Source organism: Pseudoalteromonas luteoviolacea, from assembly GCF_001750165.1.
In the GTDB taxonomy this organism is placed as follows: Bacteria; Pseudomonadota; Gammaproteobacteria; order Enterobacterales; family Alteromonadaceae; genus Pseudoalteromonas; species Pseudoalteromonas luteoviolacea_G.
Genome location: NZ_CP015411.1, coordinates 2,882,184 through 2,905,664 on the forward strand (window position 1 = coordinate 2,882,184; position 23,481 = coordinate 2,905,664).

Annotated in this window: 16 protein-coding genes; 6 read left to right on the forward strand and 10 right to left on the reverse strand. The window is 39.7% G+C overall.

Going from position 1 to position 23,481, the window contains the following annotated elements; translation table 11 throughout:
• Nucleotides 1-9: 9 nt before the first annotated feature.
• Nucleotides 10-1,224 carry a pyridoxal phosphate-dependent aminotransferase gene (locus S4054249_RS12180; protein ID WP_046356205.1) on the reverse strand — a complete coding sequence of 405 codons (1,215 nt, stop codon included), beginning with the start codon at nt 1,222-1,224 and terminating at the stop codon, nt 10-12.
• Nucleotides 1,225-1,380: 156 nt separating this feature from the next.
• A complete protein-coding gene (locus tag S4054249_RS12185) occupies nt 1,381-1,728 on the reverse strand; it encodes an Hpt domain-containing protein (RefSeq protein ID WP_046356204.1) in 348 nt (115 codons plus the stop codon).
• A 129-nt stretch (nt 1,729-1,857) separates the two neighbouring features.
• On the opposite strand from S4054249_RS12185, the gene S4054249_RS12190 reads away from it, so the two are divergent.
• The 3 genes from S4054249_RS12190 (at nt 1,858) to S4054249_RS12200 (ending at nt 5,396) form a co-directional block, all read left to right on the forward strand.
• Nucleotides 1,858-2,466 (forward strand): tRNA-uridine aminocarboxypropyltransferase, encoded by a 609-nt coding sequence (locus S4054249_RS12190; RefSeq protein ID WP_046356203.1) that lies wholly within the window; start codon nt 1,858-1,860, stop codon nt 2,464-2,466.
• Nucleotides 2,453-3,244, forward strand: coding sequence for a CLCA_X family protein (locus S4054249_RS12195; RefSeq protein ID WP_046356202.1), 792 nt, complete (start codon nt 2,453-2,455; stop codon nt 3,242-3,244). Before S4054249_RS12190 ends, S4054249_RS12195 begins: the two co-directional genes overlap by 14 nt.
• Nucleotides 3,245-3,368: 124 nt before the next feature.
• Nucleotides 3,369-5,396 (forward strand): ATP-binding protein, encoded by a 2,028-nt coding sequence (locus S4054249_RS12200; protein ID WP_046356294.1) that lies wholly within the window; start codon nt 3,369-3,371, stop codon nt 5,394-5,396.
• Here the strand turns inward: S4054249_RS12200 and S4054249_RS12205 are convergent.
• On the reverse strand, nt 5,393-7,861 hold the full coding sequence (locus S4054249_RS12205; RefSeq protein ID WP_052960966.1) for an EAL domain-containing protein: 2,469 nt from the start codon (nt 7,859-7,861) through the stop codon (nt 5,393-5,395). The two genes, S4054249_RS12200 and S4054249_RS12205, sit on opposite strands and share 4 nt — an antisense overlap.
• Nucleotides 7,862-8,040: 179 nt before the next feature.
• The gene (locus S4054249_RS12210; RefSeq protein WP_046356201.1) at nt 8,041-9,114 is read right to left on the reverse strand and encodes an Mrp/NBP35 family ATP-binding protein; all 1,074 of its coding nucleotides are present in this window, start codon (nt 9,112-9,114) and stop codon (nt 8,041-8,043) included.
• A gap of 193 nt (nt 9,115-9,307) precedes the next feature.
• Here S4054249_RS12210 and metG point away from each other — a divergent pair, with 193 nt between their 5' ends.
• Together metG and S4054249_RS12220 are read left to right on the forward strand one after the other, a co-directional pair.
• Nucleotides 9,308-11,332, forward strand: a complete 2,025-nt coding sequence (metG, locus tag S4054249_RS12215; protein ID WP_046356200.1) for a methionine--tRNA ligase — start codon at nt 9,308-9,310, stop codon at nt 11,330-11,332.
• Between the two features lie 337 nt (nt 11,333-11,669).
• Nucleotides 11,670-12,416: a hypothetical protein gene (locus S4054249_RS12220; protein WP_046356199.1), complete on the forward strand. Its 747-nt coding sequence runs from the start codon at nt 11,670-11,672 to the stop codon at nt 12,414-12,416.
• A 65-nt stretch (nt 12,417-12,481) separates the two neighbouring features.
• On the opposite strand, the gene S4054249_RS12225 is transcribed toward S4054249_RS12220, so the two are convergent.
• The 6 genes from S4054249_RS12225 to tmk form a co-directional block, all read right to left on the reverse strand.
• The gene (locus S4054249_RS12225; RefSeq protein WP_046356198.1) at nt 12,482-16,108 is read right to left on the reverse strand and encodes a two-component regulator propeller domain-containing protein; all 3,627 of its coding nucleotides are present in this window, start codon (nt 16,106-16,108) and stop codon (nt 12,482-12,484) included.
• 133 nt (nt 16,109-16,241) lie between these two features.
• Nucleotides 16,242-18,086: a metallophosphatase gene (locus tag S4054249_RS12230; protein ID WP_046356197.1), complete on the reverse strand. Its 1,845-nt coding sequence runs from the start codon at nt 18,084-18,086 to the stop codon at nt 16,242-16,244.
• On the reverse strand, nt 18,076-18,864 hold the full coding sequence (locus S4054249_RS12235) for a TatD family hydrolase (protein WP_046356196.1): 789 nt from the start codon (nt 18,862-18,864) through the stop codon (nt 18,076-18,078). The genes S4054249_RS12230 and S4054249_RS12235 overlap by 11 nt, the downstream gene beginning before the upstream one ends.
• 9 nt (nt 18,865-18,873) lie before the next feature.
• Entirely contained in the window at nt 18,874-19,200 is a 327-nt protein-coding gene (locus S4054249_RS12240; RefSeq protein ID WP_046356195.1) for a PilZ domain-containing protein, read from the reverse strand.
• A 4-nt stretch (nt 19,201-19,204) separates the two neighbouring features.
• The gene (gene holB, locus S4054249_RS12245) at nt 19,205-20,116 is read right to left on the reverse strand and encodes a DNA polymerase III subunit delta' (RefSeq protein ID WP_046356194.1); all 912 of its coding nucleotides are present in this window, start codon (nt 20,114-20,116) and stop codon (nt 19,205-19,207) included.
• Between the two features lie 28 nt (nt 20,117-20,144).
• Nucleotides 20,145-20,780: a dTMP kinase gene (gene tmk / locus S4054249_RS12250; RefSeq protein ID WP_046356193.1), complete on the reverse strand. Its 636-nt coding sequence runs from the start codon at nt 20,778-20,780 to the stop codon at nt 20,145-20,147.
• 333 nt (nt 20,781-21,113) lie between these two features.
• Here tmk and S4054249_RS12255 point away from each other — a divergent pair, with 333 nt between their 5' ends.
• Entirely contained in the window at nt 21,114-23,330 is a 2,217-nt protein-coding gene (locus S4054249_RS12255; RefSeq protein ID WP_145925018.1) for a GGDEF domain-containing phosphodiesterase, read from the forward strand.
• The last annotated feature ends 151 nt before the right edge of the window (nt 23,331-23,481 follow it).

Below are 23,481 nucleotides of genomic sequence, written 5' to 3' on the forward strand. Positions count from 1 at the left end.
CCAATAAATTTACTGTCGGTAATGGTCAAAAAAGCGTTGCATAGATTGCAGCGCAGGTTCAAGTTCATCTTTATGAGGCAAAAATACTAGCCTAAAATGGTCTGGTGATGGCCAGTTAAATGCGCGACCATGTACGAGTAGAATTTTTTCTTCTCTAAGTAAATCCAGAACCATCAGCTCATCATTTTTCACATTAAAATGCTTAGTATCGATCTTGGCAAATGCATATAATGCCCCTTTAGGTTTTACGCAAGATATGCCTTGAATATCATTTAAACCTTCCCATGCAATATTACGCTGTTCGTATAAACGCCCACCAGGTAATAGCAAATCATCTATCGACTGCACTCCACCGAGAGCTTGTTGTATTGCGAATTGAGCAGGCACGTTTGCACATAGGCGCATTGATGCCAACATGTTTAGTCCTTCAAGTAAATCTCGCATCGCTGAGACCTTGCCACTGGCAACCATCCACCCCATTCTCAGGCCGGCAGCTCGGTAGGTTTTTGCCAACCCATTGAAGGTGATCACTGGCAGGTCATCACACAACGAACCAATGGAGAAGTGCTCGGTCCCATCGAACAAGACCTTCTCGTAAATTTCATCACTTAAGATAAGCAAGTTGTGCTCTCTAGCAACCTCAATAAGCGCCTCTAACAACTCTTTACTGTAGACCGCACCTGTTGGGTTATTAGGATTAATCAACACAAGTGCTTTAGTTTTGCTGGTAATTTTGTCTTTAATATCTGCAATATCAGGAAACCAATCCGCACACTCATCACACATATAATGCACAGGAACACCACCAGAGAGCTTAACTGAAGCAGTCCACAGCGGATAATCAGGTGCTGGAATTAGCACTTCATCACCATCATTGAGTAGCGCTTGAGTGACCATTTGAATGAGCTCACTCACTCCATTGCCAATAAAGATATTGTCGACACTAATATTTGGAAAGTTTTTCTGTTGATAGTATTGATATACGGCTACGCGCGCAGAATATAGCCCCTTTGAATCACAATATCCCTGACCTTGGCGCAAATTTCTGATAATGTCTCTGTGCATATCCTCAGGCATATCAAAACCGAATGCGGCAGGGTTGCCAATGTTCAGCTTGAGTACTTTTACGCCCTCATCTTCCATTTTCTGTGCTTGGGACAAAACTGGCCCACGAATATCGTAGCAAACCCCATTTAATTTATTGCTTTTACTTATTTTATTCATTCTTCTCTCCCTCATTCTTAGCCTAGCATAACCATGAATGAGGGAATATAAAAGTATCATTTGGGGAATATCAACAGCACATACCTAAATAGTGCGTTGACAGAATATTTAACTGATCACCCTATGTCACTAAGGCATGATAACGGATTTTTATAACTAAACTTTTGTTGAAGTTAACCAATGCTGCAACAATGCTTTTGAAGCATCAACTTCACTGCATAATACGCTAACCTGCGTTTTCGCATAGTCTACGTTGCCTTCTATCAATGCCATTTCAATGGTTCTTGAAGCATCGGCAAGACTCATAGCGCCGAACTGGGCTGCGTTAGACTTTAAGCTATGTGCATTTCTTGTAGCCGCTTCCAAGTCATTATCAATGGTTGCTCTCACTTCATTTGCTAACCTATCAAATTCGCTGAGGCAAAACTCCAATGTGTCGCTAAACTGTTCGCCTAACAGTGCCTGCATGTTTTCCAAGCAAGATTCATCAATTTTAGTATCCATAAAAGTCCTTTATTGTCTATTGCCCGTATGCTCTTTTATAACTATATGCTAGTTAAGAGTATCAACAAGAGCAAAGCCAACTATAAATTATGTTAAGATATATACCAATTTAACCTGTTCAAAGCCTGTATGAAAAGAAGTACCTGCGATATTTGTCACTTTTCGATTAAAACATGTGTTTGTAGCTACGTGGTAAGTCCAAAGCTGAATAACAAAACTAGGATTATTGTATTACAACATCCCAGCGAAGTATCCGTAACTAAAAACACCGTTCGATTGCTAACATTGCAACTTACTTCTGTTGAAGTATACGTAGGCGAAAAACCATCAGATTTCACAGTTGCTCAACAAATTGCGAAAACACATCACTGTGGGCTTCTATACCCAGACCAGAATGCCATTGCGGTAGAGTCTATGGTGTCAAATTCACAAACAATAGATACTCTCTTTGTGCTAGATGGTACATGGAAAAAAGCGAACAAAATTGCAATGCTCAACCCATGGTTAAATCACCTTAAAAAAATTACCTTTTCAGCGCTACCAGAAAATAAATATGCGATAAGAAAAGCTGAACAATCATATAGTTTATCAACTTTAGAAGCGTGCGCCTATTTCTTAGAGTGTTACGAGAAATTAAGTGCAGAGCCGTTACACCATTTGCTCACGGGTATGATACACGAACAAACAAAGTTTATGCCTGAGGATGTTAAAAAGCGATACTTCCATGAAGATGACTAGGCTTCATCGACACTTTAAACGCAATGGTCCTGATTACCGATTTGGTGATCAGGTTTGTTTTGATGAATTAAAGACAACTTTTGGCTTTAAAACCATTATTGTTGGGAATTGGGTTACTAAGCAAGAACAGCTTGTTGCGGCTAATTTGATCTATGACTCACTCGCGGATCTGACTCAAATCTTATCATTGCCCCCGAAAGCCATCGGGTTAAGAGGGACATTAAATTTAGCATTTGGTAGTGGTGGTCAAAAAGGTGTCCAGGCACATTATGCGCCTGCAAAACGAACACTTGCGTTGGCCAAAAATGCTGGTGGCGGTGCGCTTGCCCACGAATGGTGGCATGCATTTGATCACTATATATCTAAACACTTGTTTAATCACAGTAAGGCAAATGACTTCGCATCTTCATTATGGCTCACATCCACACCAGATGTATCACATCCACTAAACCAGTTACTCAACGAAATATATAAAGTAATCTTACTAACACAAGATGGTACTAAACCAAGTCCTTTTTTTCAGCGCGCAATTTCGTTAGACAAACAAGCGCAGCGTTTATATTACAGCTTACCTCAAGAATTGACTGCACGCGCTTTTGAATGTTACATAGCTCATCACCATCATATTCAAAACGAGTTTCTCGTATCTGATGTTATTCAGTCGGATTTGGAGTCTATCGGCGGGTTTCCTCTTACAGAAGAAATGATCAAAATAGCCCATAATATTGACTATTATTTTCAAAATTTAGGCAGTGCTTTGCATAGCCAAAGCGGCTAAATCCCATTTAAAATAATAAATTATGTAATTACAATACCTGTGTTTTAATATAGTATCATCTCTCTATACTTTACAAGTATCACTTCGGTTACTTATCTTTGGCCTAATAAAAGGATTTATGCTAGTGAGCTTTCTAAGACGATTCCATAATATCGTGTCCCAGCAGAACATAAGTACAGCAGAGAAAATTCAATTATTACTTAAATTTGGACTTGAGACCTTTGACCTTGAAGTCGCCATCGTCAGTGAAGTCACTGGTTCCACATACACTATATTGTATGTAGAATCTGAAAACGCAGCGCTAACCCCACAGTGTCAGTTTGATCTCGATGGCACATACTGTGTTCACACGCTCAAAGCAGACAAGGCTTTATCATTTCACCATGCTGGTAACAGTGAGATCTCAAAACACCCTTGCTATACGCAATTTAAATTAGAGTCTTATATCGGTGCACCAATACGCATTGCTCACCGTACATTTGGCACAATCAATTTCTCCGCAGCTAAGATCAGTCGCCCATTTACAGCTGAACATATCGATTATGTTGAGTTATTTGCCCAATGGCTAGGCTTTGAACTTGCAAGAATAGAGTCAAAAGTAGAACTGGAGAATAACTACAAGACGCTAAAAAAGGTAGAACAAGTTGCCGCTATTGGAAGTTGGCGACTCAATACATCTAGTCAGCAAGTGTTTTGGAGTGATGAGGCTAAAAAGCTGCATGGCATTGATTTGAATACAACCCCTTCTCTTTCTGAGTGGGTTCATTTTATTGATGGTGAATCCCATCAACAAAAGTTCTTAAACACAATCTCTAACTCTATAAAAATGGGAACGCAGTGGGAATTAGAATTTCCTGCAACAACAAAAGACAACCGTAAAATTTGGCTTTCATGCCACGGTGAAATTGAATGCCAACAAGACCAATGCGTAGACCTCATTGGTTCGATGCAAGATATTACCAAAAGTGTTCAGCTTAGGAAAAATTTGAAAAATCAAAAGCTAGAAGCCGAAAAGCTGTTAAATGAACGAAGTTTACTGTTAGCTAAAATCAGTCATGAAATGAGAACCCCATTAAATGGAATTAATGGATTACTCTTAAACTCAATGGAAGAAAATGATCAAGATAAAGTAACCGAAAACTTACAATTGGCATTACGTAGCACGGAGATATTAACCAGTCTAATAAATGAAATTTTAGATTTTTCTAAAATTTCTCAAAAGGGCCTTTCTCTGTCCTACCATGAAAGTGATATCACTCGTATCATGTACGATATCGCTGAGCTATCAAAACAACTGGCCAGCAGCAAAGGCATTAAATTCGCTTATTCTATCGACTTACCACAAAATTGCTGGGTCAATTGCGATCCTATTAGGCTAAATCAAATCATAACCAATTTGATCAGCAATGCCATCAAGTTTACAGATACAGGTGTTGTTGAACTAAGAGTATATTCGAGCTATCGACAGTCTGATGTAGATTTGTACATAGAAGTAAACGATACCGGCATAGGCATGTCACCGGCTAGCATCGAGCATTTATTCGATCCATTTAAACAAGGTGAAAACGAAGTAGGTAGTCATTTTGGCGGTACAGGCCTTGGCATGTCTATTGTAAAAGAGCTCATTGAGCTTATGCAGGGTACCATTTCTGTAGATAGTGCTTTAAAAAAGGGTAGTCAGTTTAAAGTATATATCCCTTTAAAAAGTGCCAGTGAACCAAATCTTCAACACGTACACACACCCAATGAGTGTGACGCATCAAAGTTGACGGTTCTGGTTGTTGAAGATAATGAGATTAACCAAAAAGTCATCACCGCTTTTTTACGCAAGTTTAATATTACTCCTGACCTTGCTGACAACGGTCAAGTGGCGATTCAAAAATGCGAGCTGAACACTTACGACCTTATTTTCATGGATAGTATTATGCCAATTATGGATGGACTGACCGCGACGAGCATTATTTTACAAAGAGGCCTAGTACCAAAGTATGCGCAAATCATTGCCATGACCGCCAGTACAGATGAGCTCAGCCAGAAACATTTCTCTGCCGTAGGTATGCATGACATACTACCAAAACCGATAGATTTTATGAGTCTTGGCCGTATTATCTCCAATTGTTTAGAAGCAACCACAAAAACTGGTAAGCATTAAGAAGTGAGGTAGTGAATCACATCCTCTACATCAATCATTCTTTGCAGCCATAATTTATACTGCTCAAAAGGTAATGGCCTTGAAATAAAATAGCCTTGGCCAATATCACAGTGGTAACTCTGCAACTGACGATAGCTCCCTTCACTCTCTATTCCTTCTGCGACTACAACTGATCCTAAACTATGGGCCATATCGCAAGTCGCTTTGCAAATCGTCTGATTCGTTTTCGAACTTTCAACGTCCATGACAAAGCGCTTATCAATTTTAAGTTTATCAAACCCGAGTTGACTTAAATAAGCCAAAGACGAATATCCCGTGCCAAAATCATCAATTGCGACACGCAGCCCAATACTGCGATAATCAGCTAACGTATCAAACAGTGTATTTTCATTTTCTACCGTTGCAGACTCTGTTACTTCCAAGACGATTTGAGATGGGGCTAGTGAATATTGATTTACTAACTCGATCAATTGTACTGTTAACTCTTTCCGACCAACATCTTTTCCTGAGATGTTCAGAGATAATGTGTGAGAAGGCAGTAACTCAACAATTTCAGCTTGCTGCTTCAAACCGGTTTCTATGACCCACTCTGTTAACTCAAACACAATGCCTGAAGATTCAGCAATCGGTATAAACTCACTCGGAGGGACAACGCCTAACTCAGGATGGTGCCATCGAAGTAATGCTTCTGAACCATACACTCGTCCAGACCCTAAATGTATCTGCGGCTGCAAATATAAACTAAGTTGCTCACGCTCAATAGCCACCTTTAAGGCTGATGCTATCTTTATACGTCTTTGAGATACGATTGAATTTCCAAAATCGAACAATTGCCACTTATTTGTTCCAACGGGCTTAGAGGCCATAGCTTGCATGGCGCATTGAATCAAAGCGTCTGGGGTTGTTGCATGGATCGGGTTACTTGCTACACCAATTTCTAATTGGTCAACTAGCAAGTCGCCGCCAAAATCTATGCCTTCTTCAAAACTCGCTGACAAAACACATACAAATTGTTCTACTTGACTTAATTCAAATTTACTCAACAAAATAATTGCAAATAGAGAGTCATCGAGGCGATATATTGATGTATGTAAATTATCATGACCTGCAATAACTGCATTGCCATAAGTATTTAGCTGGCCACTGACTTTATTAAGTAGTTTTTTTAAATGTGCATTCGCATAGCTCCATCCCATGTTTAACCTAATCGTTTGCAACACTAAAGGCCTGAAAAGTAACAAAGTATGGTCTTTATTCCTTTTCACCAAAGATTCTAGACTCTGCTGCAACATATAACGATTCGGTGCACCAGTGTCTTTATCATGTGTTGCATAAAAAAGAAGTTGCTTTTTCTTATTTTTATCATGCCAATACAAAAAAGAAGCCAGAAAAATAATATGCACAGTAATAAGTACATGATTTAATATTGATGTATCTATAGGTAAGTAAAAGCCGAATTGATTAACAAATACATATACTTTAAACGCAAAAACAGGTAGCCAGGTTATCACTATTGCCAACACTTCACTTCTGTGTTGCTTAAATTGACTGGCCAAAACCACAAAATAAACCACGCAACAAACTATGCTACCTAGTAGATGAAATACTAATGAATGCTGAGCATTTAATGGAGCAACTAGTATAGTTAGGGCACCAAGACCCCAAACAGATAAGCTAACCAGCTGGGGAAATTTAGATTCTGTGCGCTTGACCACCATAAAGTAATTGAGAAATAACACCGCAAAAATGAGCGATAATAAATATATTTGACTTTGGTAGAGTGCAAAATAACTTGCGATTTCATTTGGAAAAACCAAGTTGTTTGCCCCGCTGTACACGCCACTTTGGATGCTAATACACAAAAAATAAGCAGTTAAAACAGCAAGCCCTTTGCGAGATTGGCTCACAGCCATTAGAAAAACAAACAGAGTTATAAAATAATGAATTCCACTGCTCATCCCTACTACAAACAACCGTGTATTTAATATTTTCCTGTAGTCTTCTTTTGGCATGACTGACAAAGAAAGCATGCCACTATACTTAGCTTGAATTTGAATATATACATCATAAACTCGATGATCTTCGGACAAAGCTACTGAAGGAAGAATATGTGCGTTAGGAGCAAGGTGAGCCAATTCTGGTGATACCAGCTTGTAAGTTTCTACTTTGCCGTCAAAAACTTGATATAATTTCAAAGTTCCTTCTATTGAGCTTGTAATAACGACCAACTGGTCGTTCACAGGGACTGGATTAGTCACTTTTACCCAGAGTGTTTCCCCTTTAACAAACTTGACGCCATCATGAGCCGATTCAAAGCTGAGATTACGATCTATTACTGTGTCAACTGTTAATTGGTTTGATGTGTCAGTAAATTGTTCGACACTGCTACTTGGAGAGGCAAGTGCATATTGCCCAATAACAATAAGCCAAAAAAATAAGAATAACTTTTTTATATACAACCACATACCCACCTCCTTGAGTAAGTGATTTAGATTGGCTATCCAAATGGACTATCACAATCATGTCTACCTAACGCGTATACTAGCTAGGCGCCCCAAAACCACATAGATAAGTATGTAGCCTAAGGACACATTTGCCAGTGTTTGCGAGAAATAAAATGCTCAATGTGACGCAATGGAAAAGGCTAGTCATCTGTAAATATAATTTCAACTCCAGCAGATTGAGATGATTGAAGCTGAAGCATGCTGGCGATCAATTGCGCGCTATATATATAATGTTCAGCAATACCATCGCCTCGCTCAATGATGTTATCACCTTTCTCAGACCCTATTCTAATATCAAGATCTAAGGGAATTTCAGCCAACAAGGGCACACCATGACGCGCAGCTAATTCACTGCCCCCATCGCTACCAAACAGCGAGTTTTTCTCGCCACAGTGTTGGCAATTAAAATAACTCATGTTCTCAATCAAACCTATAATTGGTAAGTTCACCTGTGAAAACATAGCAATTCCCTTTTGCGCATCAGCCAGTGCCAAGTCTTGGGGCGTCGTTATAATTACGGCGCCACTGGCTGGCAGCTTTTGTGTCATCGTGAGTTGAATATCACCTGTGCCCGGCGGCATATCGACAATGAGATAATCTAGCTCTCCCCAATCAGTCTCGTTTAGCAGCTGATTGAGCGCCTGCGAAGCCATAGGCCCACGCCAAACAGTTGCATTCTCCGCTGGCACAAGATAACCAATAGACATTGTGTTTAACCCGTACTTTTTCATTGGGTTGAGTGTCTTGTCATCTTTTGCGGAAGGCTGCTCGCCCACCAAACCCAATAAAGAAGGAATAGAGGGCCCATAAATATCAGCATCCAGTAAGCCAACCTTAGCGCCTTCGCCACGCAATGCTAATGCTAAGTTCACCGCTGTAGTAGACTTTCCGACTCCACCTTTTCCTGAAGCAACGAGAATAATGTGCTTAATTTTCTTAAATTTATACGAATCAGGTATGTTTGTTTGAATCAAAACACGGACATCTTTTATCCTCTGAGTTACCAGATATTGCTCAAGTTGTTTGTTCTGGGATTGGGCTGCAAATGGTAGTTCAATTACAACCTTGTAATGAGATTTATCCTTTGTAATTGATAATATCCACTCGCTTAAGACTCCCATTGGAAAAATAGCACTGCGATAACTATTTAATCGCGTCACAATCTCCGTTTCAGCAGGATCTTCTTTACTAAAAAACTTCTTGATGCCAAACATACAAATAAAACGCCATTTGGTGATGAAAAGAACGCAGGAATTATGTAACATTCGATAAATTAAGACCAGTCAAAATCGCGTTATTAGGGCATAATCCAGTTGGACAAAAAAATTGTTCTCAATTTCACCGTCAAATTGAGCACAAAGTTTACACTGGCGTTAGCCAAAGCGGCTAATTAACCATGGGAAAACTATGACAAAGAGAAAAATTCTCATTACAAGTGCATTACCATATGCAAATGGCCCAACACATTTAGGGCACCTACTTGAATACATTCAGACTGATGTTTGGGCTCGCTTCCAAAAAATGCGTGGCCATGAGGCATATTATGTATGCGCAGATGATGCGCATGGTACGCCGATAATGTTAAACGCACAAAAACAAGGCCTTACGCCTGAAGAAATGGTCAAAAATGTAAGTATCGAAAGACAACGTGACTTTGCTGACTTCAATATTGTATTTGACAACTATCACAGTACACATAGCGACGAGAATAAAGCGCTCAGTGAGCTTATCTATACTCGCTTAAATGACAAAGGTCACATCAAAAAGCGTACTATCTCGCAACTGTTTGACCCAGAAAAAAATATTTTCTTACCTGACAGATTCGTGACAGGTACGTGCCCGACATGTGATGCTGTTGATCAAAATGGCGACAGTTGTGATGCCTGTGGCGCTACTTACAGTCCAACAGAGCTAAAAGACCCTCGCTCTGCTATGTCTGGCGCGACTCCTGTTTTAAAAGACTCAGAGCATTTTTTCTTCGACCTACCTGCTTTTGAAGGCATGCTTAAAGAATGGCTTCACTCTGGCAGTTTACAGGCTGAAATGGCTAACAAACTAGAAGAGTGGTTTGCTGAAGGCTTACAGCAGTGGGATATTAGCCGTGACGCCCCTTATTTTGGCTTTGAGATCCCAGGTGCCCCTGGTAAATACTTCTATGTATGGTTAGACGCACCAATTGGTTACATGGCTAGTTTTAAAAATCTGTGTGATAAAAGTGGCATCGACTTTGACGCATTCTGGGGTAAAGACTCAGACGCGGAGCTGTACCATTTTATCGGCAAAGATATCATCTATTTCCACAGTCTATTTTGGCCAGCAATGCTTGAAGGTGCTGAGTTTAGGAAGCCGACCAATGTATTCGCCCATGGTTTTGTAACCGTAAATGGCGCGAAGATGTCTAAGTCAAAAGGCACGTTCATTAAAGCTCGTACCTACTTAGAGCATTTGGACCCTGAATACCTTCGTTATTACTATGCAGCCAAGCTTAACAGTGGTATTACCGACCTAGATTTAAACCTTGAAGATTTTGCACAGCGTGTAAATTCAGACCTCGTTGGCAAGGTAGTCAATATTGCTAGCCGCTGTGCAGGCTTTATCACTAAGAAGTTCGCAGGTAAGCTAAGCGATGAAATCATGGATAAAGCGCTTTTGGCAGAGTTCAGCGCAGCTGCTGACATAATTGCAACACATTACGAAAATCGTGAATATAGCCGCGCAATCCGTGAAATCATGACGCTTGCTGATAAAGCAAATCAGTTCATTGATGCTGAAGCACCTTGGGTACTAATCAAAGACGAAGCTACTCAAGAGCGCGCACATCAGGTCTGCTCACTTGGCTTGAATATGTTCAAGGTCATCCTGACTTACTTGAAACCAGTGCTACCTGGCATGAGCGCAAATGTTGAACAGTTCCTTGCAACTGAACTCACATGGGAAACGGTTTCTCAGCCGTTAATTGGCCATGAAATTAATAAATTCAAAGCATTAATGCAGCGTGTAGATTTGGATAAAGTCAATGCAATGGTAGACGCATCTAAAGAAAGCTTAGAACCAGCGAAACCAGCTTTGGATCCGAACAGCCCGCTGGCCAAAGAGCCTATAGCAGACGAAATTGAATTTAATGACTTTGCTAAGGTTGACTTACGTGTTGCTAAAATCGCCAAAGCAGAGCATGTTGAAGGGGCAGAAAAACTGCTTAAGCTGACGTTAGACTTAGGTGGTGAAACTCGTCAAGTATTTGCTGGTATCAAGTCAGCTTATGCGCCAGAAGACATTGAAGGCAAGTTAACTGTTATGGTTGCTAACCTTAAACCTCGTAAAATGCGCTTTGGCTTATCTGAAGGCATGGTTCTAGCTGCGGGCCCTGGTGGTAAAGAGATTTATATCTTGAACCCAGACGACGGTTCGGAGCCAGGTATGCGTGTAATGTAAATTCATACCTCACAGTAGGGCATGGTTGCAGCCATGCCCTGCACTTTACACTTAAGCTTGTTACCTATTCGCATTATCATAAAATATTTCTTTTTCATTTATCCTAATTCATTGCATTATATAAGCATTTTTCGAATCGCTTTTAAGCTCCCTAAACTTTCTCCATCATAAAAGTATCAAGGTATACACCTAAGTTAGATTATCAGCATTGAAAAATTCATTATTTATTAACTTAAAATAAATTAAAAACAGTCTCGAATATTCAATCTAAAAATGCTTTAACTGAAACAAATCTCGCGATAAAGTGATTTTATCAACATGTAAAAAGGAAATTATAATGAGAGTAAAATTTGTGCTCCCTATCGCGATAGCCCTCAATACAACGGCTGTTGCTGCTACAGTGATTCATGATACTGACGGTGAGCCTGGCAGAGTTACATACTACGGCCAAGCCGCAATAAATATTATGGTAACGCAGTCTAGCTCAGCATATGATGTTCGTGTATACACTCCCCATCCTGCAAGCAATATACCTTGCCAATCCGCGTCCATTTACTCACTCAATGACCATCGTTTTTTAACTGAATTGGAAATACATGGAAAAGTCATAACAGGCCAAATACCAGAAGGGTATGAAAATAAAGAAAAATATGTTGAATTACTCTGTACTAATACCGAAGGCTCAATTGAACACATACGACACAACATCGCCCCGGCTCCAACAATCAAACTAAAGAGCAAGCTAGATGCAAAACGTTGGCTTGACGGCGACCAACTGTACCCAGGCTTTTATCAAGATGTCCGATATCGTGCGACTCTAAATATTGATAATAGTGAATCAACAGGTTTTTGTACCGCCTCAAGTATTGAGAGCGACTCTCCGTTGCGGTTGCAGCCATGGCATAATGATGGATTCCTTGACGATATAATTTCATATGATGAGACCGTTTACTATGACGCGAGAACGGGAAGAATTGCAACACAGATTATATGTCGAAATACTGGTGGTACTACCCGCTTAATAGAGAATTGGAATATACAACAAGACAATATAAACCATGATATTGTAATTACGATCAATTAAACTCATATTACCCATATAACATTAGGCTAGCTTTGCATTAAATTGGTTAAGCTAGCCTATGTTGCCTAATTACTTTTACCCGCATGTCGCATCGGCACTTTCAACTTTACTTCAAGCCCTTTACCAGGTTTTGACCATGCTGATATCTCGCCTTTCAGTAACTGCGTAACCAAATTATAAACAATATGCATACCTAAACCGCACCCACCCTGACTACGCTTAGTCGTTACAAACGGATCAAACATAGTCTGCAAACTGCTCTCTCCCATACCCACACCATCGTCTTTATATATTAGCGTCCAGAACCCTTCAAGATTTTGAACTATCACACTTACACAGCCTTTATCCAACCCCTCAAAGCCATGTAGTATTGAATTGTTATATAAATTGGTGAGTATTTGATACAGTGCGCCTGGATAAGTATCCACTAAAATATTTTCATCTCCTTCAATCTCCAACATAATGTGTTTACCATTTGCAAGTGGGCTCAAAGACTTAAATACATCCTCAACATAACACTTTACGTTAATTTCTCTTTGAACTTCACTTGAATGATCTACTGCCACTTGCTTAAAATTACTGATCAGCTCTTTTGCTCGATCCAAGTTTCGACTCATCAGTAAATAACCTTCTTGCTGCTCTTCAATTGACTGCTCTAGGTCTGATTGCTTCAGTGTTTGATTTTGCAATTTAGTTGAAACTTGTTTGAGACTTTCTTGATTGTATGAAATAGCAGTAATAGAGATCCCCAATGGCGTATTTATCTCATGTGCGATCCCTGCGACAACATTGCCTAACGAAGCCATTTTTTCACTCTCGATGAGTTCTTGCTGAGTCCGTTTCAGCTCAATCATAGCCTGCTCTAACTTTTGGTTTTTCTGGTATAATTCATCGGTGCGTACCGCAACCTTAATTTCTAAGTCTTCGTTTAATAACTGCAAGGCGTTTTGATGTGCTTTGAGCTCGGCGATATCCTTTAATGACCCAGCCAATCGCTGTACTTTTCCATGACTATCCCTACTAACAACTTTGCCTCGCTCAAGTACCCAAGTCCATTTTTCATCAATTGTTTTTACCCTAATGGCGATTTCATAAGTGTCTTGCTCACCCTCTAGACATGCCTCTAGTTTTTCTTCCCATCCTATATAATCCTTTGGATGTATAAACTGAACTGCATCATGAACAGACATCTCAGACTGACAATCACCATATTCAATGCGCGGTTTCACGCAATGACGATAAATCTTATCTGTATCAATGTGCCAGTCCCACATTTCATCTTGGCTTGCCCACAAAGAAAGCTCTAATCGCTCTTGTAACTCATTCATAGTTTTATTGTCGTTAACGACTTGCTGAAAACGCTGCTGCCGTAGCCTAAACCAAAAAACAAGCAGCATAGTCGCGACTAAAAAATAAATGGCTTTGGTATACTTACTCCACCACCATGGCGCATTAATCTGAATATCAAAATGATGGATCGGGGAAGTTTGGTTGAAACGATTAATTGTGTATGCTTGCACCTGATACGAGCCAGGATTAAGCTTTAACAAGTTAATTTGCCTGACCCCGTCCGCCAGTTTTAACCACTGCTCGCTAAGCCCAATAATTCGATAATAAAACCTTAACCCCTCTGAGCCATAATCTAAGCTGGAATAATGCAAAGACACAATATCTTGATCATATTCCAGCTCAAGAAAAGCGGTCAGCTCAGGAGCTAGTTTTAACTCTTTATTTATTGATGGATGCAATGTTCGACCCAATAACTCAATATTAGATATTAAAAGGGGTCTAATAATGGGAGATATTTTTATTTGCTCTGGATGAAATTGATTAAAACCATTAGAGCCACCTATGAATACACGTCCATCAGGGGATAACCAACTCGCATTGTAATTAAACTCATTGCCTTGCACTCCATCAACTGGTAAAAAATTATCAATTTTGAAATCATGAATATTGATCCTCGACAATCCCCCACTAGTACCAAACCACACATGGTCCTGCTGATCATATAAAAGCGCCCAAATCGCACTATTTGCTAACCCATCCGCCTTTTTGATGACTTTAACAACAGAAAAATTACTATCAATAACCGATATACCAGTTTCACTACCAGCCCAAATTCGACCAAAGCTATCTTCTTGAAGCATAAACACAATATCAGAAGCCAAAGAATCCGCTATCGTAATCTGCGATAATTTCCCTTCTTCATACTTGAAAAGGCCATCTCCAATGCTCCCAAATATGAGCGAATTGCCTTGGACAAGTAAGGAGGACACATGACTTGGCGCATTTTCCAAGGTTAGAAATGGCTCAAGTTTACTCGTGACCTCATTGAAAAATAATAAACCCATGGTACGCGAGCTGACTAAAACCCTCCCCTGAAACTCAATAATATCGTTAAAGCTTAGTTCAGGACCTTTCCCAACATCGGGGATAATATTCAGTAGTTCTCCCCCTTTTAATCTAAAACGATATACGCCTAACCCTCGCGTTGCGATCCACATATATTCACCACGAATGAACAGCTTGGTGATGAATGCATTCTCTACAACAGAAAGTTCAGAAAACACATGATGTGCTTGCTTAAAACCTGTGCTATCGAAAAAATACAAACCAGAAGACGTCGCAAGCCAAAGCCGATCAAATCGGTCTAGGGCAAAGTTCCTAATATCAGGTTCAGGTAATGGGCTATGAGGATAATTAAATTCACTGACATGACCAAAGTTTTCACTGAGTTGACTAATAAAATGCAATCCGCCCGTCTCCGTACCAAACCACAAATCTTGATTGCTATCTACCAATACAGACATGATGCTGTTGTCTTGTAACCCGAGCCCCTGACCTTCATGCTTGAACCAGTGTTTTTTGAAATTACCATTTAAGTCATAGAGGTACACACCATAATTACTACCTACAAATAATCTATCAGTTGAGATATGAAGATTATTGAGTTCCAACCCCATGCCTGTTCCAACTTCTATTTCCCACAAAGTACGCTCGTACAAAGTGTCATAACTCAATAGCTTATTGTCTTTCGTGATTAAAAATACTCTTTCACCGCGCAAAGCTAAATACTTGAACTCCCCCGCAAGCAAAACTGCATTTCTTTTGGATTGCATGTGATAGACCATAAACCCACTTTCAGTGACATAATAAACCTGATTATTGTAGGCAATTGCATGGCTCGGAAAACGTCCCTCTAAATTGACGGATTTCGTTTCGAACGTCACTTTATCAATTAAATAGAATTCATGGTTTTCTGTAGTAACAGATATAAAATTGCCGTTGCAATTGAGAGTTTTAACCCTATCAGAGGTAATAGCTTGGTAGTTATCTTTTAGAAAACTTTGAAACCGACCCGTCACGGTGTGATAGGCACTTAAACCTGTGCTGGTAGCTACCCACACAGTTTCTCCACTGTGGCATAATCCAGTAACAAAAGAACCAGCTAACTCTGAAGCATTTTGTTGCTTGCTTGTGAATTGCTTAAATTCATGACCATCAAACCGATTCAGCCCTGCTTGGGTACCAATCCATATGTACCCTAACTGATCTTCAGTCAGCGCCATTATTGTGACTTGGCTAAGCCCAGACTCATAATCAAAACGCCTCATAACTTGAGACGTATCAGTAAAGGTGGGGCTCGCAAAAGACGTGCTCAAATTCAATAACAGATGCATAACACACATGGCTATACATCCATTTTTGCTCATCAAAGTAGTTATACATAAGCGCAGTATCGCAAGCATAAATAACACTTAAGTCTCTATAGTTAAAGGTAACTATAGCAAAAGCTGCGTTTCGCGCTTAACTCTGCATGCTTTAGTTCAAATCAAACTGAGTGACTTCGCCAGTCCCATGTAAAAGGGTATAACCTTTGAGCTTGCCATTTTCTATGTTTACTAAGCTGATTGCAGAATCAGACACTAAATAACGACCATTTTCATAATCTGATTTATGTTTTGAAACAGCGAGTTGCCAACGTTTAGTAAATAAGTTGAAAGGACTCCAAGGCGCAAAAAATACAATATCTAGTTTCTCTAGAATAGACAGAAGACCTTTTGGAAACTCATTTTTTATTCCAGATGCAGTCAGCTGCCAGATACGGTTATGATGCCTACCAAACCTTGCTTGAACTGAAAAACAAAATGAATAATGTACATCACCAGACAATATAATCGTCTCTTTTGGTGTGTCCTCTCGTTTAAAAATATCTATCAGTTTTCGTGCAGCCCCCTCATGAGCCATCCAATTTTCTACATCAACCACTAATGGCTCACCACATGAGTTAAAAATAGATTGAATCGTTTCAATAATTTTTACGCCAAATACAGGTGCAGGGCTCACCAATAGTACGCTCTCATGGTTAACCAGCACTTCCTGAAGTTCCATTAAGCTCTCCCAGTCCATCAACCCACTGGGTTCGTCAAAGTCTTGCTCACTGCGCCATCGGTGCGTTCGAGTGTCGATCACAACTACTTTTGGTGTTGTATCCAAACAGTAGTGCCACTGACCAAAACGCGCTATCTCTTTATCGAACTGTTTAAAGTCCCATGTTTGTTTTTGCAACGCCCCATAAAAGCTTGCCAATAAACTACCTGATGTTTGTAAAGCATCATTTCCTAGCCCCTGAAACAACCAATAACTAATAAGTCCGTTACTAATAATACGTTTACTGGTGCTTGAATTAGCTACATTTTGCTCCCATCTAGGTGTTAAGTTCCAATCATCAGTTACATCATGATCATCAAACATCATTAATGTTGATACATTGGCCATAAGCCTTTCCACATGAGGTAAGGTCGAAACAAAATCTTGCAGAGCTCTAGATTCAGCTTCAAAAAGTGTTTTGTACTTACTCTCAAACAAACTTGTATCAATATCGAAAGGCGCCACAAGTCGCCAAGCTTCCGCGCTAAAATTTAAAACATAAAAAGCGATAAATTCTTCAGTTGTAATTAAGTGATTTGCCGCTTTTACACTAGAAAAATGCGGTTCATCTTTGCGCAGCCAATAGCCAAGTGTCAGCTTACTTCTATTCTCCCAAGGCTCTTTTGGTAAGTATACATCTCTACTGTAAAGCTGTTGCTCCAACACTTCTGGCAGTGCCAAATTGAGCGGCACTTCTTTATAAATCCCAAGCAGTTCAATTAGCTGGTGGACTGCTACCAGCATTGGACCAGCAACATCATCGGCATAAACCTGATCGCCTGACAATATCAGCAAATCTGGTCTTTCATGACTATTTTGATAGCTACGTTCCATATAAGCGTCAGCTTCAACTAAACTGTCTTTACTTGGGTGATGTGGATTTCGACAAGAGCCATGTAAAACATTGGTGAGCACTTTCGGCACAACCAGAGTAGTACTCCCCTGATAACTAAAACGGCCCATATCGATCTTTTTGTTATCATTAAATACTTGATAAGGCAACTCAGTATCGGTGGCAAACTCCCCATCAATTGGTCTTACAGTGAGTAAGACTAAAAAGAGAGACTCACCAAGGGGGATCTCTGTTTGAGCTGTGTGTGTTTGATAACCTGTAAATTCAATCCTTAAACTGACTTTTTGAGTGGTTACAAATTGAAAGCTAACTAAGCTTGACTCAGCTCGGCGGGCCATAGGCCCACACAAAAATATAGGAAGGTTGGCTTGATTAACAACCATTACTACGACTTGCTAAACTAAATAGCTGATAAAAGTTATTGGTGGTTGCGTGTGCAAGTTCCTTATATGACAGACCTTTAAGATCTGCAATAAAATAAGCAACGTCTTGAACATAGGCCGGCTGATTCGTCTTTCCCCTATGCGGGACGGGTGCCAAATAGGGAGAATCTGTTTCTATTAATAATCTATCCAAAGGCAGTTTTTTAACAACGTCTTGCAGCTCTCGTGCGTTTTTAAAAGTTGCAATTCCCGAGATTGATATATAAAAACCCATATCAATAGCTTGCTTTGCCATATCCCAATCTTCTGTAAAGCAGTGAAGCACACCGCCACAATCTTGCGCGTTGTGGGCTTTCATTATGTCAATTGTGTCTTTGCGTGCATCTCTAGTATGAATGATCAAAGGTTTTTTTAACTCATTTGCGACCTCAATATGACCCACAAAGCTATCTTGTTGGACTTGATGAGTGTCTTTTGAGTAATAGTAATCTAACCCAGTTTCTCCAACGGCCACAACTCTTGGATGCTGCGCTAAATTTAGTAGCTGGGCTTTATCCAATGCATCCTCTTGATTAAGAGGATGCACACCGCACGAGGCAGAAACATCATTAAAAGGCTCTATAACCATTAACATATTGGGAAACTGTTCTAGTGTAACACTTACACATAAAAAATGTTCTACTTGCCTCTCGCGGGCTGCCTGTAAAACCTCAGGCAATTCAATATTTAGCTTGGCGAAATCTAAACGGTCAAGGTGACAGTGTGAATCTACAATCATTACTACTTCTTACATCGTATAGGTTGGTTTATCTAGGTTCAGTGCAGTGCCCAGAATTTTAACTATCTTATCATTTAACAGTTCAAATTCAGCATCGAAACAGACTCCAATACCAGGAGGATTGGAGTTTTGAGCGCCTTGAGGTGTGATCCAAACGACTTTGCCAGTCACCTGCTCCTCTTCTAGTGCGTCAGGTAGCATGACTCTCATTGAGACAGGAGTTCCCATATCAAACCTACTGTTAGTCTTAACAAAAATGCCACCATTTTTTAAATATGGCATATAGCTTCGATATAACTCATCGTTGTCTTCAATATCAACTAATAGTTCTTGCATGATATCAATCCTGTTTCAATACGCGCTGAATTCCAAACACCAAATTTGATAGGCTTAGGGTTTTATTTATACCTAAAATTTTGTGGTGATCGGACATGTATTTTTCCATTTGTTTTGAGCAATTATGAAATTGCATAAAGTTTATTTGCCCGGCTGCTAGCTGTTGCTTAAACACTTCAATTAAAAAACGAACGAAAACAGCATGTAAGCTAGCGTCTTTTGACAGTGTACTCTCTAGTGTATTTATATCAACAACACTTGTAATATCATGAGCAACTTTCCATAATTCATCAACTTCGGATATCACCCCTTGATTAGCCCATGCTTCAAGAAGCAATGGCTGTTTACAAAACCTTTCAGCCCAAACAAACTCTTGGCTCGTTATACCTTTGGAATCTAGCCACTGCTGCGATACTGTTTTATCTAAGATCGCAACTTGTACTTGATTACATCGACTCAAAACCGTCGCTTTAACCTTAGATAAATCGTTGCAAGTCATCAATATATAACGTTTTGGCGCAGGCTCCTCTAGCGTTTTAAGTAATGCATTGGCAGCAGACTCTGTCATTTTCTCTATCTGCTCAATAACGACGACTTTGTTCCCCCCTTGCTGAGCAGAATGAAAAACAAACTCGTTCAATGCACGCACTTCATCAACACCAATACTACTAGATTCACCTGCCAAATAGAGTAGATCAGGGTGATTTTGCGCACGCAGCAATAAACAGCTTTTACACTGACCGCAACTGGAAAGCATATTTGTACTATTTATGCAGAGCAAATCTTCGCTCAAGTTTCGAACCAATTCACTTTTACCAACACCAGTTAAGCCGTGAACTAATTGTGCGTGATGAAAACGATTTTGACTAAAACTGTCTTGTAATTGCTTGTGTACCAAGTCAATCCACGGGTACATTATGCGTCGCCTTTATTACAAAAAGACATCATGCCGTTCGCCCCATCAGTTCATCTACAACTTCAAGGCATCGCTTCAGCACTTCCTCTTGAGAGTAGCTTGCATCAATAACAGCAAATGATTCAGGTGCAGCCTTTGCTTGAATTAAATAACCTTCACGTGCCCTTTTTAAGAAATCCAATTTTTCAACTTCAAGTCTGTCTAAACCTTCACCTCTTTGCTGCACTCGTTTCAAACCTAGTTCTGGCTCAAGGTCTAAGATGATATTTAAGTCTGGCTTAAAGCCATTTAAGGCAAGGTTATTTATCGTCTCTATCGTTTGGAGGTTAATGCCTCTTGCATAATGCTGGAAGCTAAAAGTGGCAGCATCGAAACGATCTGAAATCACAACTTTACCCGACTCTATCGCTGGCCTTATTTTTTCTTCAATATGCTGAGCCCTTGCCGCACCAAAAAGCATCAATTCGGCTAAATCGGTCATTTGTGGTGTTTTCGGGTCTAATATAACTTCTCGGATCTTCTCACCAATAACCGTGCCACCAGGTTCACGAGTTAAAACAACTTCATACCCCTTTGAAGTTAAATATGCTTCAATACCTTTAATGACCGTCGTTTTTCCTGCGCCATTACTGCCGTCACAGACTAGCATGAACCCTTTGCTCATTATCACTTACTCAATTTTTGTGCTCTTGTTTATTACACCTATACTACCGTCTTTTTTATGCTTTTTCAGTACATGCGGTTTCTTTTGCTCACTTCTCATCCAACTAAGAAGCTTGAAAAAACGTTTAAAGACGATAACTACAGAAGTTAACAAAACACAACACCGTTAACATATAAAGACAAAAAACGCTCAACATATTGACGAACTGTCAAGATAATTCAAAAATGACAACGTTATCAAATTGATTTAAGTCTTTATTTTGTTGATTTGTCATTGAATTGTGTACAGTATGCCCTTAGTATTGTTCAAAATAATAATACGAAATATTTAGTTTTGAGCACATTAAGCCGATTTTTCTTACTTGAAGAAGAACAAAAACCACGAGTAGACGTCCCAGCATGGCGTCTCAGTGCCCTTCGTATTATTTTAACTACGGGGCTTGTACTGTGCTTCGGTATTTTCCTTAACAGCTTGCCTGCGGCCATAGACTACAAATTAAACTATGTGATTGCATTAACCTCAGGTTTTACTCTGTCTTTAGCTGCCCTACTTTTATTTAGTCGCCGTTCTTTCTTTGTTACTGCTCATTTACTGCTGATATGCATCGCAGCAGCGGGGGTGATGATAAAGTTATTTATTCCTAACTTACAATTAGCGCACCTAGGATCAATCTTCGTATATATCACACCTATCATTGCGCTCATTTTGGTAGGGAAAAAAACGGCCACCTTGTATGCTGTATTAAATATTATTCCGTTCATTCTTATATTGCAGAACATTAATATCTCAATAGTCCCTGCGGGACAGCACATGTTAGTAGACGCTGTTTTACATATACAGTTACTTCTTTTCTTCTTTTTAAACTGCTGTATCCCTTTGGCTGTTTGGCGAACTAGCTTAGCGGCTAATCGTCTAAATAAGCATATGCATGAAAATAATACGTTGTTAAAATCGCAAAAACAGATTTACCAACGTTTTTTTCAAAAATCTTTTAGCGCCATCATTTTAGTAGATAAAGAATTTAATATTGTCGAAGCAAATGACGCAGCCAAACGGTTATTGAGTATACAGACACTTCCTTTGCCACTATCACTCAATAGGATAACCTCTGACAGCCTTGAGTACTTATCGTATGAAAGCGAGCCCCTTGACTCAGTCCCAAAAACATTTACTGTCGGACAAAAGTGTATTGAAGTTGCTGCACAAGAGTTGCATTCCAATGAAATTAAAGCCTGGTACCTACAAGATGTGTCTGATCAACAGCAACTTCAACAGGACTTATTAACGCTCGATGTCGCGCATCAGCAAGCAAAGTACTTTGATAAAGCAACCAACTTACCAAATAAAACTTGGCTCCTTGAGCAGCTTCAAGCACACATAGATAGAGGTGAGCCTTTTGCATTATTAATTGCGGATAATTTAAATAAACACGTTCTTGACTACATGATTGATGGCGAACAACACAGAACACTATATGCACGCATCAATCAAATTGTTGAGCAGGATGCTGAATTATTAGACCAAATCGCCTACATTGGTGCTGGACGTATTGCCATTTTAGTCGAAGCAAAAGGCTCGCTTAAAGATATCGCAAGTCGTTGGCACAAAAAATTAGATTTCTGGATAAAGCTTGGTCAGCACCAGTTTCATTCAAAATACGCGATTGGTATTGCAACATACCCTGAGCATGGCTACATCGCAGAACGACTCCTCAAAAGTGCTTTACAAGCGTGCGAGTTAAGGGCACCCAATCAAATAATTACTGTATTTGATCAGCTCACACGTAGACAGACATTAGCCAGACATGAAATGGCATTATTACTAGAGAAATCTATTGAACTTGGTGAACTCAAGCTATATTTGCAAAGCAAACATGATATCAGTAAAAGCATTATTGGTTACGAAGCGCTTGCTAGGTGGCACAACAGTTTATTGGGCTGGGTACCTCCATCACAATTTATTCCCATTGCAGAAGAGTTTGGCCTTGTAAGTCATGTGACCAGGACAATGTTAGATCGAACTTGTCAATTTTTGACCGCGAACCCTCAAATTAATGTCCCCATTGCTATAAATATTAGCTCTAGAGATATCGAAGATCCTAATTTTATTCCTCAAATACAAAAAATCACAGGAAAATATGGTATCGCTCCGAGTTCTATTGAGTTAGAACTCACCGAGTACAGTTTTGCCGATGACCACAATCACGTAATGGACCAATTAGATGAATTAGGGTTTATCTTAAGCATTGATGACTTTGGTACCGGCTATTCGAACATTGCGCGAGTACTCGAGTGCCCGATACAACGCTTGAAACTTGATAGAAGCCTACTTACAGACATAACCGATCTCAAAAAACAGCGCTCGCTTCTGCTAGGGCTCAAAACAATATGTGAAAACATGCAAATATCGTTACTTGCAGAGGGTGTTGAAACACAAAAAGACTTTGAACGGCTAAGTCAGCTTGGAATTACCGAATTTCAAGGATATTGGTTTAGTAAGCCCTGTTGTGCAAAAGAATTGAACTTAAAAAAATTGAGCAAAGCAATATAACATTGTCATAAATTAGTCATAGAAATAGCGTTAAATATACCTGTCTAAACATGTTTGTTTGACATTTGAATTCCCCCTTAGAATTTTTAGCGCTTGATTTTCAAGCGCCTTTTTCTTTTTAGCATGGAGCTATCCATAATTTAAGGATAAA